The organism is Amycolatopsis samaneae, assembly GCF_039541975.1.
In the GTDB taxonomy this organism is placed as follows: domain Bacteria; phylum Actinomycetota; class Actinomycetes; order Mycobacteriales; family Pseudonocardiaceae; genus Amycolatopsis; species Amycolatopsis samaneae.
On the sequence record NZ_BAABHG010000003.1, the window covers coordinates 425,637 to 440,396 of the forward strand.

Annotated in this window: 14 protein-coding genes and 1 pseudogene; 3 read left to right on the forward strand and 12 right to left on the reverse strand. The window is 70.4% G+C overall.

Features of this window, described 5'->3' with window-relative positions; genetic code table 11:
- Positions 1–67: 67 nt before the first annotated feature.
- The 12 genes from ABD987_RS09070 to ABD987_RS09125 form a co-directional block, all read right to left on the reverse strand.
- Positions 68–670 carry a hypothetical protein gene (locus tag ABD987_RS09070; protein ID WP_345389097.1) on the reverse strand — a complete coding sequence of 201 codons (603 nt, stop codon included), beginning with the start codon at positions 668–670 and terminating at the stop codon, positions 68–70.
- Positions 667–1,233 carry a hypothetical protein gene (locus ABD987_RS09075; protein WP_345389099.1) on the reverse strand — a complete coding sequence of 189 codons (567 nt, stop codon included), beginning with the start codon at positions 1,231–1,233 and terminating at the stop codon, positions 667–669. The genes ABD987_RS09070 and ABD987_RS09075 overlap by 4 nt, the downstream gene beginning before the upstream one ends.
- On the reverse strand, positions 1,218–2,417 hold the full coding sequence (locus ABD987_RS09080) for an MCE family protein (RefSeq protein WP_345389101.1): 1,200 nt from the start codon (positions 2,415–2,417) through the stop codon (positions 1,218–1,220). Before ABD987_RS09080 ends, ABD987_RS09075 begins: the two co-directional genes overlap by 16 nt.
- A complete protein-coding gene (locus tag ABD987_RS09085) occupies positions 2,417–3,532 on the reverse strand; it encodes an MCE family protein (protein ID WP_345389103.1) in 1,116 nt (371 codons plus the stop codon). Before ABD987_RS09085 ends, ABD987_RS09080 begins: the two co-directional genes overlap by 1 nt.
- Positions 3,529–4,548, reverse strand: coding sequence for an MCE family protein (locus ABD987_RS09090; protein WP_345389105.1), 1,020 nt, complete (start codon positions 4,546–4,548; stop codon positions 3,529–3,531). The genes ABD987_RS09085 and ABD987_RS09090 overlap by 4 nt, the downstream gene beginning before the upstream one ends.
- Positions 4,545–5,537, reverse strand: a complete 993-nt coding sequence (locus tag ABD987_RS09095) for an MCE family protein (protein WP_345389107.1) — start codon at positions 5,535–5,537, stop codon at positions 4,545–4,547. The genes ABD987_RS09090 and ABD987_RS09095 overlap by 4 nt, the downstream gene beginning before the upstream one ends.
- Entirely contained in the window at positions 5,534–6,535 is a 1,002-nt protein-coding gene (locus ABD987_RS09100; RefSeq protein WP_345389109.1) for an MCE family protein, read from the reverse strand. The genes ABD987_RS09095 and ABD987_RS09100 overlap by 4 nt, the downstream gene beginning before the upstream one ends.
- Positions 6,532–7,812: an MCE family protein gene (locus ABD987_RS09105; protein WP_345389111.1), complete on the reverse strand. Its 1,281-nt coding sequence runs from the start codon at positions 7,810–7,812 to the stop codon at positions 6,532–6,534. The genes ABD987_RS09100 and ABD987_RS09105 overlap by 4 nt, the downstream gene beginning before the upstream one ends.
- Complete coding sequence (locus ABD987_RS09110) at positions 7,809–8,663, reverse strand: MlaE family ABC transporter permease (protein ID WP_345389113.1); 855 nt, start codon at positions 8,661–8,663, stop codon at positions 7,809–7,811. The genes ABD987_RS09105 and ABD987_RS09110 overlap by 4 nt, the downstream gene beginning before the upstream one ends.
- A 3-nt stretch (positions 8,664–8,666) precedes the next feature.
- Complete coding sequence (locus ABD987_RS09115; RefSeq protein ID WP_345389115.1) at positions 8,667–9,458, reverse strand: MlaE family ABC transporter permease; 792 nt, start codon at positions 9,456–9,458, stop codon at positions 8,667–8,669.
- A 326-nt stretch (positions 9,459–9,784) separates the two neighbouring features.
- Positions 9,785–10,780, reverse strand: a complete 996-nt coding sequence (locus ABD987_RS09120; protein ID WP_345389117.1) for an LLM class flavin-dependent oxidoreductase — start codon at positions 10,778–10,780, stop codon at positions 9,785–9,787.
- 121 nt (positions 10,781–10,901) lie between these two features.
- A complete protein-coding gene (locus tag ABD987_RS09125; protein WP_345389119.1) occupies positions 10,902–13,016 on the reverse strand; it encodes a HelD family protein in 2,115 nt (704 codons plus the stop codon).
- 124 nt (positions 13,017–13,140) lie between these two features.
- Between ABD987_RS09125 and rsmD the strand changes: the two genes are divergently transcribed.
- The 3 genes and pseudogenes from rsmD to ABD987_RS09140 all read left to right on the forward strand — a co-directional run.
- Complete coding sequence (rsmD, locus tag ABD987_RS09130; RefSeq protein WP_345389121.1) at positions 13,141–13,698, forward strand: 16S rRNA (guanine(966)-N(2))-methyltransferase RsmD; 558 nt, start codon at positions 13,141–13,143, stop codon at positions 13,696–13,698.
- A gap of 52 nt (positions 13,699–13,750) precedes the next feature.
- Entirely contained in the window at positions 13,751–14,233 is a 483-nt protein-coding gene (coaD, locus tag ABD987_RS09135; RefSeq protein WP_345389123.1) for a pantetheine-phosphate adenylyltransferase, read from the forward strand.
- 94 nt (positions 14,234–14,327) lie between these two features.
- A pseudogene (locus ABD987_RS09140) lies at positions 14,328–14,741 on the forward strand (guanyl-specific ribonuclease); the annotation flags it as partial.
- Positions 14,742–14,760: the final 19 nt, after the last annotated feature.

A 14,760-nucleotide genomic window follows, 5' to 3' on the forward strand; every position in this document is an offset into this window, starting at 1 on the left:
CCTGTTCTCCTTACGGTTTTCCGGCGCCGGGACCGCGGGGAGGGCGGACCGGCGAAAACAATGGCGCTCAGCGCGGTGCGAGATCGGTGATGACCCAGGTCCGGCCGGACCGTTCCGCGGTGACCGAAAGCTGGGCCGCCGCCGCGTCCGCCGTGTTGTTGTCGGCGCGGACCGCCGATTGATCGAGAAAGACGAGCAGGGTCGCCCGGTGGTCGTCCAAGAATTGCACCGCGGCCGAGGAAACCCGCGAGGTGAGGATCAGTTTCTGCTGCGGCGCCTTTTCCCTGACCTGTGCGAAAAGCTTGTCGTAGGAATCGCGGGCCTGGCCGCGCAGAACCTCGGCGGCCGCCTTTTCGGTGACCTCGGTCCGGTCGTAGGAATAGGAGAACACCTTGTTCAGCGCCAGGGACACCGCCGAGGTGACCTCCGCGGTGGCGCCGACGTCGGTCAGCGCGTGGTTGGCGGTGGCGGCACCCGCGGTGAGTGAGCGGGCCTGGACGGTGAACCACACCCCGGCGCCCGCCAGCACGACCGCCACGGCGAGCAGGATCAGTGGCAGCCGGAGCCGCCGCGCCCAGGACACACCGGCCTCGGGTTCCGCCGCTTCGGACTCCACGGGCTCCGGAGTCTCGGCTTCTTCGCCGGTGTCCGTGACGGTCTCCGTACTCATCGTGCCCCCACCGGAAGCTGGTCGAGCGCGCTGAGTTTCCAGCCCGCCTCGGTCCTGGCCAGCGCGGCCGCGAACCGGTTGCGTTTGGCCGCCGGGGCGGTCCCTTCCTTGGTGACGCTGATCTCCACCGCGACGAGCATCTTCGCCGTGCCCGCGTGCGTGTCCAGTTCGGTCAGCGCGGCGTCGAGCACCTTGCCGCTGGACACCGTCGCGTTCTGGGCGAGGGTCTTCTTCGTGGTGTCGTCGGTCCGGGAGAGCTGGTCACGCAGCGGGCCGGTCGAGGCGTCCCGCCAGCGGGCCAGATCCTGCTCGATGCGGTGGTAGTCGAGCGTGTTCAGTACCGCGACGAGTTCGCGGCCGGTCCGCAGCACCTCGTCGCGGGTGCCGCCGTAGGTCACGCCGGGATCGTTCGCCGCGCCGAACCACGAGTACCCCGACCAGCCCGCGAACACCGCGCTCACCGCCACCAGCGCGGCGGCGACCGCGAGCAGGGGCCGGGCCCGAAGGGACGTCAGGGCCTTCCGGAGCCGGGAAGCCTTCGCGGGCGCTAGTTCCGTAGCCATAGCATCTCCGGGAGGGTCTTGGCGGTCGGCAGTTCGCTCAGCACGCCGCCCAGCACCCCGGGCACGGCGGCGGGCGGGACACCGGCGTGCGGCGCGTTCTGCGCGCCACGCACCGAGCTTGGGTCGCCGTGGGACAGGGTGCACGCGGCCGCGGTGTTGAACGGCATCGGGGAGAGGTCGGTGCTGGGCCGGCGGTCGGTGCCCTCGTAACCCCGTTCGCACGGCGGCGGGTCGTGGAAGGTCAGCGCCAGCGAGAGCCGTCCGCCGTCCTTGGTGATCGCCGTCGAGGTCGCCGCGACCGCCTTCGGGACGTTGACCAGCAGCTCGCGCAGCCCGTCGGTCCGCGCGTCGAAGACCTGCGCGGTGGTGAGCAGGTTCGCCAGCAGGATCGGCAGTCCGGGGTTGGTCTCCTTGACCAGCTTGCCGAGTTCGGTGGCGGCCGGGGGAGCCGAGGCGATCAGCCTGCGCAGGTCGCCGTCGGCGCCGGCCAGCTGCCCGGCGAACGCCTTGGCGTTGGCACTGAACTGGCGCCAGGCCTGCGAGGAGTCCAGCTGGGTGCGCAGCACGGTCGCGCCGTCGTCGATCAGCTTGGTGGTCTCCGGCAGGTGCCGGGCGGCCTGCTGGGTGAACGAGGTCGCGGTGTCGGTCAGCAGCCGCAGGTCCGGCCCGGCGCCCTGGAACGCCTTGTCCAGCTCGTCGACCACCGTGCGCAGGTCGCCGGTCGGCACCGAGGCGGTCAGTGAGTCCACATCGGACAGCAGGTTCGGCACCGGGAGCGGCAGGGTGGCCGCCTCGCGCGGGATGACCGCCCCGTCGGTGAGGTACGGCCTGTCCCCGGTGCGCGGCTGGAGGTCGACGTACTGCTCGCCGACGGCCGAGCGGTTCGCCACCACGGCGCGGGCGTTCGCCGGGATCGGCGGCGCCGAGGTGTCGATGAGCAGGTCGGCCTCCATCCCGGTGGTGGTCAGGCGCAGCGTGCCGACCCGGCCGACGGCGACGCCGCGGTAGGTCACCTCACCGTTGGTGAACAGCCCGCCGCCCTCGGCCAGCTGGAGCCGCACGGTGTACTCGCCACCGCCGAACAGCCTGCCGAGCCCGGCGTAGTTCGCGCCGACGAACGCCGTCGTGGCCAGCGCGATGACCACGAACGCGAGGACCTGGATCCGGACCCGGGTGGTGAGCATCAGCGGCCTCCCGCCGGTGGCGCGGACGACGAGGAGGCCGGGAGCGGCAGTGTCGGCAGGCCCGGGGGGACGCCCTCGCCCGGGGGCGGGAGGGGGACGCCCGGCGCGGGCAGGAGCGCGGCGTACACGTTGAGGTAGTCGCCCTTCACCGCGTCGAGCACGGGGTCGGTGAACGGGAAGCTCGGCAGGATCTCCAGCGACTTCGGCAGGTTCTCGCCCGCCGCCGCCAGGTTCCGCAGGATGGGGGCCAGCGCCCGCAGGTCCGCGACGAGGTCGTCGCGGCTGCGGTGGATCACGTCGGTGGCCACGCCGGAGAGCCGGTCGAGCGAGCCGAGCATGGTGACGAGCTGGGCACGCTGGTCCGACAGCGTCTTCAGGCCGGGGGTGAGGTCGGTGAGCGCGCCGGAGACCTGCTTGGCCCGGTTGGCCAGCGTCGCCGACAGCCGGTTGAGGCCGTCGATGGCCGCGGTGATGTCGGACCGGTGGGAGTCCAGATTGGACATCAGGGTGTTCAGCCCGGACAGGAAGTCCCTGATCTGCGTCTCGTTGCCGGTCATCACCTTCGACAGTTCGCGGTTGATCGTCTGCAGCTGCCCGATCCCGCCGCCGTTGAGCAGCAGCGAAAGCGCGCCGAAGATCTCCTCGAACTCCGGGTTGCGGTTGGTCCGGTCCGCGGTGATCGTGGCGCCGTCGGCGAGCCGGTCGGCGGGCCTGCCCGCCGCCGCGCCGCCGCCCGCGCCGTCGGCGGCCGCGAGTTCGACGAACTTCTCGCCGAGCAGGCTGGACTGCCGCAGCCGCGCGATCGCGTTCGCGGGCAGCACGACGTCGCCGTTGACGGCCACCACCGCCTCGGCGGTCCAGCCGTCCCTGCCCAGCCGGATCGACTCGACCCGCCCCACCGGCACGTCGCCGACCTTCACCGCGGCTTGGGGGACCAGGTCGAGCACGTCGGCGAACTGCACGGTGACCCGGAACGGGTGCCCGCCGAGGTCGGCGCCGCCGGGCAGCGGGAGGTCGTAGACGCCCTTGAACTCGCCGGACGAACATCCCGTGGCCGCCAGGAAGCACACCGCCAGCGTGGCCAGCGTTCGCCGGGCCCGTCCCGTCCGGTTCATCGGCCGCCCGCCTGTCCACTGTAGACGGGCCCGGTGACCGGGAGCCCGAAGTACTCGTGCAGGTTGCCGCGCCCCTGGAGGGTGCCGGTGACCGGGTCGACGGCGTTGACCACGTTCTGCGCCGCTATCGGCGCGACGTCGAGCAGCTCGGCCACCGACGCGCGCTTGTCCACCAGTGTCTGCGTGGTCAGCGCCAATTTGTCCACATTGGACTTGATCTGGCCGCGGTTGTCCCTGATGAACGCCTGGATGTCGCCGAGCGCGCCGCCGAGGCCCCTGAGCGCGCCGGTGAGTTCGTCCTTGTTGGCGGCGAGGGTTTCCGAGATCCGCGCGAGCTGGCGGTTGACGTCGGAGACCTGCCGGTCGTTGGTGGCCAGCATGGTGGTGAACTTCTGCAGTTCGTCGACCGTGCCGAACAGGTCGCTGGAGTTCCCGGCCAGGGTGCGGGCCAGCTCGGCGAAGTTGCGCACGGACTCGTTGAACGGCTTGCCGTTGCCCGCGAGGTTCCGCGAGCCGGTGCGCAGCAGGTCCGACAGCGCGCCGCCGGAGTTGGCGCCGTTCGGGCCGAGCGCCTTGGCGAGGGTGTCGAGGCTGCCGTAGAGCTGGTCGAGTTCCACCGGGGTCGCGGTGCGGTTCGTGCCGATGACCGCGTTGTCCGTCAGCCGGGGCCCGCCGCGGGCGAGCTTCGCGAACTGCACGTACCGGTCGGCGACGACGCTGGGCGCGATGACGACCACCGTGGTGTCGGCCGCGATACCCGCCGAGCCGTCGAAGGTCAGGCCCACCTCGACCTGCTCGCCGCGCGGGGTCACCGAGTCCACCTGGCCGATCCGCACGCCGAGCAGCCGGACGTCCGAGCCGGTGTAGACGCCGACCGCGCGGGAGAAGTACACCGTGGCGTGGTGTTTCCCGTTGCCGGAGAACAGCCACCACAGCCCGGCCACGACGACGAGCGCGAGCAGCACGGCGAACAGGACGAACCGGTTCAGCCGCACACCCATCCGGGTCGTGGTCATCTGCCACCTCCGACCAGTTTCTTCGGATCGCACGGATCGCGGTTCTCCGGGATGAGCCCGCACAGGTAGCCGTCGACCCAGCGCCCGTTGCCGGTGGCGTTGGTGACGACGCGGAAGTACGGGCCCGCGAGTTCGAGGCTCTTGGAGAGGTTCTCGTTCTGTTTCCTGAGCACGTCGGTGACCTGGCCGAGCTGGCTCAGCGCGCGGCCGAGCTCGTCCTTGTTGTCCTTGACGAACCCGGACAGCTCACCGGCGAGCTTCTGCGCGCCGGTGAGCAGCTGGTGGATGGCGTCGCGGCGGTTGTTCAGCTCGGTGAGCAGCAGGTTCCCGTCCCTGAGCAGTGCCTCGAAGTCGTCGTTCGAGTTCGCCAGCGTCGTGGTCAGTTTCCGGGCGTTGGCCAGCAGTTCGGCGATTTCGTTGTCCCGCCGGGAAACCGTCTTCGACAGCGCGGTCAGCCCGTCGAGCGCGGTGCGGATGTGCTCGGGGGAGTTGCGGAAGGTGTCGCTGATCGAGCCGAAGCTGTCCGCGAGCTGTTTCGTGTCGATCTGGCCGACGGTGTCGGCGAGCCCGTTGAACGCGTCGGTGACGTCGAAGGGCGTGACCGTGCGGTCCCGCCCGATCGGCCGGTCGGGGTCCTGCGTTCCGGCGCCGGTCGGGTGCAGGGCGAGGAACTTGCGGCCCAGCAACGTCTTGATCTTGATCTCGGCCGAGGTGCGGTCGCCGATCCACGCGCCCTTGACCCGGAAGGTCACGTTCACGTGGTCGTCGGCGAGCGCGACGCCGGTGACCTCGCCGACCTTGATGCCCGCGACGCGGACCTCGTCGGCGGTCCGCAGGCCGGCGGCCTCGGAGAACTCGGCGGCGTAGGTGGTGCCCCCGCCGACCACCGGCAGGTTGTCCCAGTTCAGCGTCACGGTGAGCACCGCGGCGAGGCCGAGGCTGCCGAGGACGCCGATGGTGAGCGGATTGCGTTCCTTGAACGACTTCACGATCCGCACCTCGCGGCCGTCTGGGGGACCCCGCGCGGGGGATCGGTCAGCAGGGTCGCGCTGCACAGGTAGAAGTTCATCCACGACGCGTAGGAGGCGGTCCTGCCGAGTGCTTCGTACTTCTTCGGCAGGGTGGTCAGCGCGCTGTCCACATCGGACTTCCCGGCGGCCAGCTGCCCGGACAGCGCGCCGAGCCCGGCGATGCTGTCCTTGAGCCCCGGGCGCGCCTGCTCGAACAGCCCGGCGGTGGCGTCGGTGAGATCGGCGAGCCCGCCGATCGCGTCGCCGATCGCGGCCCGGTCCCCGGCCAGCCCGGAGACCAGCCCGCGCAGCGTGGAGATCAGGTTCGCCAGCGCGTCCCCCTTGCCGTTGACCGTCTTCAGCACCGAGTTGAGGTTGCCGATCACCTCGCCGATCACCCGGTCCCGCCCGGCGAGGGTGGTGGTGAGCGAGCCGGTGTGCGCGAGCAGGCTTTCCACCGTCCCGCCCTCGCCCTGCAGCACCTGCACGATCTCGCCGGAGAGCTGGTTGACGTCGTTCGGGGCGAGCGCCTGGAACAGCGGTTTGAAGCCGTTGAACAGATCGGTGAGGTCGAGCGCGGCGGTGGTGCGCCCCACCGGGATCTCGCCGCCCTTCGGCAGGTCGCCCGCGCCGCTCTTGCCCCGCTCCAGCGCGATGTAGCGCTGCCCGACCATGTTGCGGTACTTGATCACCGCGCCGACGTCGGCGGGCAGCGTGCGCTCGGAGTCGAGGGAGAACCGGACGTGCGCGAGGTGCTGCTCGGCGATCTCCAGCTTTTCCACCTGGCCGACCCGGACGCCGGAGATCCGGACGTCGTCGCCGACGTTCAACGCGGTCGCGTCGGTGAAGGTGGCGCCGTAGAGCTCGGTGTCGCCGACCCCGGTGTTGGTGATCGAGATCGCCAGCAACGCCGTGGCCAGCCCGGTGACCACGATGAACACGAGGCTCTTGAGCAGCGCGGGGACGAACTTCCTCATCGCAGCGTCACCTCCGTGCCGCGGTAGAGCGGGCCGACGAGCACGCTGCCCCACGCGGGCACGCCCGAGGGCGCCGTCCCGAGCTGCGGCGCGAGGAGCGCGCTCAGCAGTCCCCGCTCCTGCGGAGAGTTCGGGAGGCCGAGGTCGCCGGGGCCGCCGGGTGCCAGCGGTGCCCGGGGACCTGCCGCGGCGACCGCGGGGGTACCCACGGGCGGCATGACGCCGTTGAGGTAGCAGAGCGGTCCGCCGTCGCCGGAGTGGTAGGCCGGGTCGTCCCTGCCCGGGACGTATTTCCCGCGCGGCTCGGTGATCGTGATGTTCGCGTGCAGTCCCGGTTCCTTCGTGCCCGCGCCCAGTACCTTGTTCATCGAGTCCTTCAGCGCCACCATCGAGTCGAGCGTGCATTTGAAGCCGGGGGAGTACCGCGCGCCGATCTCCAGCGGCGCCCGGCTCTCGGCGGTCAGCCGGATCAGGTTGTTCCTGTTGTTCTGCAGGAACGTGGTGAGCTGCTGGGAGGAATCGGTGACCTGCTGGTAGACGGCGGCGAGGTCGTCGCGCCGGTCGTGCACGGTGCCGAGGGTGACCGCCGCGCCGGTGAGCGCGTCGAGCAGGTCGGGCGCGATGTCGCCGTAGAGCGTGGTCACGGCCGCGAGGTCGCGGACGTTCTCGTCCAGGCGCGGGAGGTTCGGGTTGAACCGGGTGAGGTAGTCCGACGCGGTGCGCAGGGTGCTGCCCAGCTGCTCGCCCCTGCCGTCCAGCGCGGTCGCGACCGCGGTGAGCGTGGTCGCGAGTTTCTGCGGCTGCACGGCCTTCAGCACCGGCAGGAGGTTGTCGAAGACGCGTTCCAGCTCGATGGCGTTGGCGGAGCGGTCCTGGGCGATGACGTCGCCCGCCTTCAGGTGCGGCGCCCGCGCACTGTCCGGAATGGACAGCTGGACGTAGCGCTCGCCGAAGAGCGTCTTCGGGACCAGCAGCGCGGAGACGTTGCCGGGCAGCAGGTCTGCTTTGGCCGGTTCCAGCGCGAGGGCGATCTCCGCGCCCACCGGTGTCGCGCGGACCCCGCGGATCTCGCCGACGACCACGCCGCGGGCCTTGACCTGTCCGCCCGCCTTGAGCTGGTTGCCGATGCGGTCGGCCCTGAGCGTCACCGGCACCGAGGTCACGAAGTCCTTGTCGTAGACCATGACCGAGAGCCAGGCCAGCCCCACCATGACCACGAGGAACAGCGCCCCGGCGGCGCGGACCCCGGCCTTGCGCAGCCCCGTGTGCCTCGTCATCCGGCCACCTGAACCGTCGTGGTGGCGCCCCAGATCGCGAGGCTGAGGAAGAAGTCGAGCACGCTGATGGCGACGATCGCGGTCCGCACGGCGCGCCCGACCGCGACGCCGACGCCCGCGGGCCCGCCGCTGGCGCGGAATCCGTAGTAGCAGTGCGCCAGCACCACCACGACGCTGAACACCAGCACCTTCCCGAACGACCACAGCACGTCACCGGGTGGCAGGAACAGCAGGAAGTAGTGGTCGTAGGTGCCCGCGGACTGGCCGAACGCCCACACCGTGACCTGGCGCGAGGCGACGTACGAGCTGAGCAGCCCGATGGCGTAGAGCGGGATCACCGCGAGGAACCCGGCGATGACCCTGGTCGTCACGAGGTAGGGGACGCTCGGGATGCCCATGACCTCCAGCGCGTCGATCTCCTCGGAGATCCGCATCGCGCCCAGCTGCGCGGTGAACCCGCAGCCGACGGTCGCCGACAGCGCGAGCCCGGCGACGAGCGGGGCGATCTCCCTGGTGTTGAAGTAGGCCGAGACGAACCCGGCGAACGCGGAGGTCCCGACCTGGTTGAGCGCCGAGTAGCCCTGCATGCCCACGACCATCCCGGTGGCGACGGTCATGCCGATCATCACGCCGATCGTGCCGCCGATGACCGCGAGCGCGCCGGAGCCGAAGCTGACCTCGGCCAGCAGCCGCACGATCTCGCGGAGGTAGCGGTGGATCGCGCGCGGGGTCCAGGCCAGCGCGCGCAGGAAGAACAGGATCTGGTCGCCGAGGGTGTCGAGGAAGCCGAACCGGCGGTCGACGGCGTCGCGCACGCGGGCGGCGCGGGTGGCCGGGCTGGTGGTGACCATCGCTCAGCTCCCCTTCGGCGGGACGAGTTGCAGGTAGACCGCGGTGAGCACCAGGTTCAGCACGAACAGCAGCAGGAACGTGATGACCACGGACTGGTTGACCGCGTCGCCGACGCCCTTCGGCCCGCCCTTCGGGTTGAGGCCGCGGTAGGAGGCCACGACCGCGGCGACGAAGCCGAACAGGACCGCCTTGATCTCGCTGATCCACAGGTCCGGCAGCTGGGCCAGCGCGGAGAAACTGGCCAGGTAGGCGCCGGGCGTCCCCTGCTGCATGACGACGTTGAAGAAGTAGCCGCCGAGCACGCCGACGACGCTGACCATGCCGTTGAGGAACGCCGCGACGCCCATCGCGGCGAGCACCCTGGGCACGATCAGGCGCTGGATCGGCGAGACGCCGAGCACCTCCATCGCGTCGATCTCCTCGCGGATGGTCCGCGAGCCGAGGTCCGCGCACATCGCGCTGCCGCCGGCGCCCGCGATGAGCAGCGCCGTCACGATCGGGCTGGCCTGCTGGATGATCGCGAGCACGCTGGCCGCGCCGGTGAAGGACTGGGCGCCGATCTGCGTGGTCAGCGAGCCGATGTGCAGCGCGATGACCGCGCCGAACGGGATCGAGACCAGCGCCGTTGGCAGGATGGAAACGCTGGCGATGAACCAGAACTGCTGGATCAGCTCGCGTGCCTGGAACGGGCGGCGGAAGGTCAGCCGCACAACGTCGAGGCCGAGCGCGTAGAGCCGTCCGGTCTGCCGGAGCGCGGCCGCACCGGGAAAGGACGCCGTCGTCCGCCCGACCATGCCACCTCTTTTCGCGCGGCACGGCGAATACACCCTCCCACTGGCATTTCCGGTTGCTCCGAATGGTGGAGACAATGGTCCGTTGGTGCCGGTGGCGGGTGTTACCGTGCGGTTCGTTACTGGTCGGTACGCTAACTTCGCGCGCGGTGCGGTGACAAGAACCTGAGCACGATCACCTGGTCACGGCCCGATAACCGGGTAGATTCTTGTTGCTTCCTGACAAACGTCTCTTCAATTGTTGTCCGGACCGGAAAAGAATTCCGAGCCGACCCTTCGGGTACGCGAACCGACCTTCCAGGTACGTGAGCCGACTCTCCGGGTACGGCTCAGCGGGTGAGTCCGGCGAGGATTTCGTAGGAGCGGACGCGGTCTTCGTGACTGTGCATCATCGTGGTGACCATCAGCTCGTCCGCGCCGGTGTCCGCGACCAGCTTCTCGAGTCCCTTGTGGACGGTCTCGGGCGAGCCGATGATGCTGGAGGAGAAGCGGTCTTCGATGAACACCCGGTCGATGTCGGTGTACGGGTAGGCCGCGGCCTCCTCGGGCGTGGGCAGCGGGGTCGGGCGACCGCGGCGCAGGCTGAGGAAGGTCAGCCCGCTGGGGGCGGCGAGGTAGTGCGCCCGGTCGTCGGTGTCCGCGGCGAAGACGGACGCGCCGAGCATGACGTACGGCGCGTCGAGCACCTCGGAGGGCTGGAAGTTCTCGCGGTAGAGCTTGACCGCGGGGATGGTGTTCTCGGCGGCGAAGTGGTGCGCGAAGGAGAAGGGCAGGCCGAGCCGTCCGGCGAGCTGGGCGCTGAAGCCGCTCGACCCGAGCAGCCACACCGGGGGCCGGTTGCCCTCCGCGGTGACGGCGTTGACGCCCCGGGACTCGGAGTGCTCGAAGTAGGCGAGCAGTTCGCCCAGCTGCTGGGGGAAGTTCTCGGCGGACAGGCCGCCGGGGCCGCGCAGGGCGAGCGCGGTGCGCTGGTCGGTGCCGGGCGCCCGGCCGATGCCGAGGTCGATCCGGCCGGGGTGGAACGCCTCCAGTGTCCCGAACTGCTCGGCGACGATCAGCGGGGCGTGGTTGGGCAGCATGATCCCGCCGGAGCCGACGCGGATGCGCTCGGTGGCGGTCGCCACCTGGCTCATCAGCACGACGGTCGCGGAGCTGGCGATGCCCGGCATGTTGTGGTGCTCGGCGAGCCAGTAGCGGTGGAAGCCCAGCCGCTCGGCGACCTTCGCGAGGTCGATGGTGTTGCGCAGCGCCGTGCCGACGTCACCCCCGCTCACCACGGGAGACAGATCGAGCACGGACAGCGGCACCCCTGATACGGAACTCACGCCCCGCTACAACGCCCCGCGTCCCCGATCTCTTCCCCGCTTCACGCGAGATCTCCGCCCAATCACGCGAGTTACGTCTCCAATCACGCGAGTGCGCGCCTCGATCACGCGTGTCGCGTGTTCAGGAAGGGAGCCAGTCGGGGTCGGAGGCGAGGACGGTCAGGTGCTGGGTGGCGCGGGTCAGCGCGACGTAGAGGACGCGGCGGCCGGTGGTCGACTCGGTGACCAGGTCGATCGGCTCGACGAGGACGACGGCGTCGTATTCGAGGCCCTTCGAGTCGAGGCTGCCGACGACCTTGAGCCGATCGTCGGACTGCCCGGCGAGCCAGCCGGACACCTCGGGCACCCGGTCCATGGCGGTGATCACGCCCACGGTGCCCTCGACGGCGCCGAGCAGTTCCTTGACCGCGTCCTGGGTGGCCCCTTCGAGCGCGGCCTTCCCGACGGCGCGGACCTCCGGGGTGATCCCGGTCTTCCGCACCGCGATCGGCAGTTCGTCCGCTTCGGCGTGCCCGGTGACGACCTGTGCCGCGAGGTCGAAGATCTCCGCCGAGTTCCGGTAGTTGGTCCGCAGGGTGAAGCGGCGCCGCGTGGTCTTGAGCCCGAACGCCTGGTCGCGGGCCTGCGCCGCCTCGGCCGGGTCCGGCCAGGAACTCTGCACCGGGTCGCCGACGACGGTCCAGCTGGCGTACTTCCCGCGCCGTCCGACCATCCGCCACTGCATGGGGGAGAGGTCCTGCGACTCGTCGACGACCACGTGCGAGTACTCGTCGTAGTGCTCCGGCCGCTGTGGTGCCCCGCCGCGCTGCGGTTCGACCTCGACCACCGGCTGGTTCTTGCGGCGTCGTTTCGGCGGCGGTCCGATGAGGACACGGAGCTCGTCGAGCAGGGCGACGTCGGCCACCGACCAGCCGCGCGAGCGGTCCGCGAGGTCCGCGGCGAGCATCGTGATGTCCGCGCGGGACAGGATGCCCTTCGCCGCCGCGGCGAGGCGTTTCTCGTCGCCGAGCCACTTGAGGATCTGTGCCGGGTAGAGGATCGGCCACCACACCACGAGGAACCGGTGGAACTCGATGCGCTCGCCGAGGTCGGTGATCAGCTCCGCCCGGTCGACCTGTTTGCCGTCGGCCTTCGCGTGCTCTTCCGCCTTCGCGGCAAGCGCTTCCAGCAGCAGTTCCGCGGTCCGCACCCGGGACCGGTTCGGCGGCGCGCCGTGCGTGTGTGCCTTGCGGCGTACCTTTTCCAGCTCGCGGCGGGTCAGCTTCAGCACCTCGCCGCGGTAGACGATGCGCAGCTCGTCCGGGGCGTCCGGCGGGGTGTCGCGCAGTGCGCGCAGCAGGACCTTCCGGATGCGGAGCGAGCCCTTGATCGCCGCGAGCGGGGCCGCGTCCTGGCGGGTCGCTTCGAGTCCGTCGAGGACCTCGCCGAGTGCGCGCAGTTCGACGTTCGTCTCACCCATCGACGGCAGCACGCGGGAGATGTAGCTGGTGAACACGCCGGACGGGCCGATCACCAGCACGCCGGCGCCGCCGAGCTGACGGCGGTGCCGGTAGAGCAGGTAGGCCGCGCGGTGCAGCGCGACGGCGGTCTTGCCGGTGCCGGGGCCGCCGGTGATCTCGGTGACGCCGCGCCACGGCGCGCGGATGACCTCGTCCTGTTCCTTCTGGATGGTCGCGACGATGTCGCGCATCTTCTCGCCGCGCGAGCGGCCCAGGGCGGCCATGAGCGCGCCCTCGCCGACGATCGGCATGTCCTCGGGGACGGCGTCGGCGATGAGGACGTCGTCGTCGACGTCGAGCACGTTCTGGCCGGAGCAGCGGATGACGCGGCGGCGCACGACGTCCATCGGCTCTTCGGCGGTGGCCTGGTAGAACGCGGCGGCGGCCGGGGCGCGCCAGTCGGTGACAAGGTTGTCGAACTCGGCGTCGCGGATGCCGAGCCTGCCGACGTAGATGTGCTCGCGGTCGAGGTGGTCGAGCCTGCCGAACACCAGGCCCTCGTACTCGGCGTCGAGTGTCTGGAGGGTCTGGTTGGCGTGGAAGACCATCATGTCGCGCTCGAAGAGCATCGACGCCTGTTCGAAGATCGCCTCGCGCTGGGCGCCCTGGCCGATCTCGTAGCCCTTGGTGCGCATCGCCTCGGCCTGGACCCGCAGCTCCGCCAGCCGGGTGTACACCCGGTCGACGTGGGTTTGCTCGATGGCGATCTCGGCCCGTCTGACCCGGGGTTCGGACACGCATGCTCCTTGACAACGACTCGATCGCCTCACGAGGGCGAAGAACGACTCTACGCGGTGACCCCGCCAGGTTCAGCAAGTCCTGCCCAACGCCACATTCGGTGGCGCGGGTGAGAATGGGGCGGTGACCAGGATCGTGGCCGGGAAGGCGGGCGGCAGGCGGCTGAAGGTGCCGCCGAAGGGCACCCGGCCGACCTCGGAGCGGGTCAGGGAAGCCCTGTTCAACGCCCTGGAGGTGGCCGGCGAGCTGGACGGCGTCCGGGTGCTCGACCTCTACGCGGGCTCGGGCGCGCTCGGGCTCGAAGCGCTTTCCCGTGGCGCCGCGGACGCGCTGTTCGTCGAGGCGGACCGGCGGGCGGCGGAGGTGCTGCGCGGCAACGTCGCCGCGGTGGGGCTCGGCGGCACCGTCCGGGCGGGACAGGTCGAGGCGGTCGTGTCCGCGCCCGCGCCCGCGTCGTTCGACATCGTGCTGGCCGATCCGCCCTACGCGGTCGACGCCGCCGGGCTCGGGGTCGTGCTGGCCGCGCTCGCCGACGGCGGCTGGGTCGGTGACGGCGCGCTCGTGGTGATCGAGCGGGCCGCCCGCGACGGCGAGCCGGACTGGCCGCCGGGATACGCCGCGACGCGGGTGAAGCGTTACGGCGACACCGCGTTGTACTGGGCGGAGTACGGCGGGGTGTGACGCAGTAGTCACAGACGCGCGCGGTGCCTTCCGGCTTGATAGCGTCCGCGCCATGCGGCGTGCGGTCTGTCCCGGGTCCTACGACCCGGCCACCAACGGGCACCTCGACATCATCGAGCGGGCTGCCCTGTTGTTCGACGAAGTGGTCGTGGCGGTGGGGGTGAACAAGAGCAAGAAGGGCCTGTTCTCCGTCGAGGAGCGCATGGAGATGCTGCGCGAGATCACCGCGAAGCTGCCGAACGTCCGGGTCGACTCGTGGCAGGGCCTGCTGGTGGACTACTGCCGCGAGAACGACATCGCCGCGGTGGCGAAGGGCCTGCGCTCGGTCAGCGACTTCGACTACGAGTTGCAGATGGCGCAGATGAACCGCGAGCTGACCGGGCTCGAAACGTTGCTGATGGCCAACAACCCGGCGTACGGCTTCGTGTCCAGTTCGCTGGTGAAGGAGGTGGCCGGGCTCGGCGGCGACGTCAAGGCCCTGGTCCCGCCCGTGGTGTTCGAGCGGCTGCACGAGAAACTCGCGAATCGGCCCTGATCGGGGGACGACGTTCGTAGGGAATCCCTGGTCGGTCCGCGAGTGTTCACCTCGAACTGTTCTTTTAGTCACACGTCCGGGTTACGGTCCGAAAATGACCAACAACCGATCTCGCATGTTCGCCGTCCTGTTCGCCATGGTGGTCGCCCTCTTCGGCGGGGTGACCGCCGCGGAGGCGGTCTCGGCGCCGGCCTCGTTCAGCACCCAGCAGAACAAGTGCGGTGACCTCAGTGGTTACAAGCACGTCAAGCTGTCCTCGCTGCCCAAGCAGGCGACCGACACCTACAAGCTGATCCAGTCCGGGGGCCCGTTCCCGTACCCGGGCAAGGACGGCTCGGTGTTCACCAACCGGGAGAAGGTTCTGCCAGCCTGCGCGTCGAAGTACTACCACGAGTACACCGTGATCACCCCGGGCTCGTCGAACCGCGGCACCCGGCGCATCGTGAGCGGCGCGCACGAGTACTTCTACACCGGCGACCACTACAAGACCTTCCAGGTCATCGACGTCTGATCGGCCGGTACCGGGT

Coding starts and splice junctions, on each gene's coding strand:
- ABD987_RS09070 (WP_345389097.1), bottom strand. CDS start 670: ATGAGTACGGAGACCGTCACGGACACCGGCGAAGAAGCCGAGACTCCG.
- ABD987_RS09075 (WP_345389099.1), bottom strand. CDS start 1,233: ATGGCTACGGAACTAGCGCCCGCGAAGGCTTCCCGGCTCCGGAAGGCC.
- ABD987_RS09080 (WP_345389101.1), bottom strand. CDS start 2,417: ATGCTCACCACCCGGGTCCGGATCCAGGTCCTCGCGTTCGTGGTCATC.
- ABD987_RS09085 (WP_345389103.1), bottom strand. CDS start 3,532: ATGAACCGGACGGGACGGGCCCGGCGAACGCTGGCCACGCTGGCGGTG.
- ABD987_RS09090 (WP_345389105.1), bottom strand. CDS start 4,548: ATGACCACGACCCGGATGGGTGTGCGGCTGAACCGGTTCGTCCTGTTC.
- ABD987_RS09100 (WP_345389109.1), bottom strand. CDS start 6,535: ATGAGGAAGTTCGTCCCCGCGCTGCTCAAGAGCCTCGTGTTCATCGTG.
- ABD987_RS09105 (WP_345389111.1), bottom strand. CDS start 7,812: ATGACGAGGCACACGGGGCTGCGCAAGGCCGGGGTCCGCGCCGCCGGG.
- ABD987_RS09110 (WP_345389113.1), bottom strand. CDS start 8,663: ATGGTCACCACCAGCCCGGCCACCCGCGCCGCCCGCGTGCGCGACGCC.
- ABD987_RS09115 (WP_345389115.1), bottom strand. CDS start 9,458: ATGGTCGGGCGGACGACGGCGTCCTTTCCCGGTGCGGCCGCGCTCCGG.
- coaD (WP_345389123.1), top strand. CDS start 13,751: ATGCGGCGTGCGGTCTGTCCCGGGTCCTACGACCCGGCCACCAACGGG.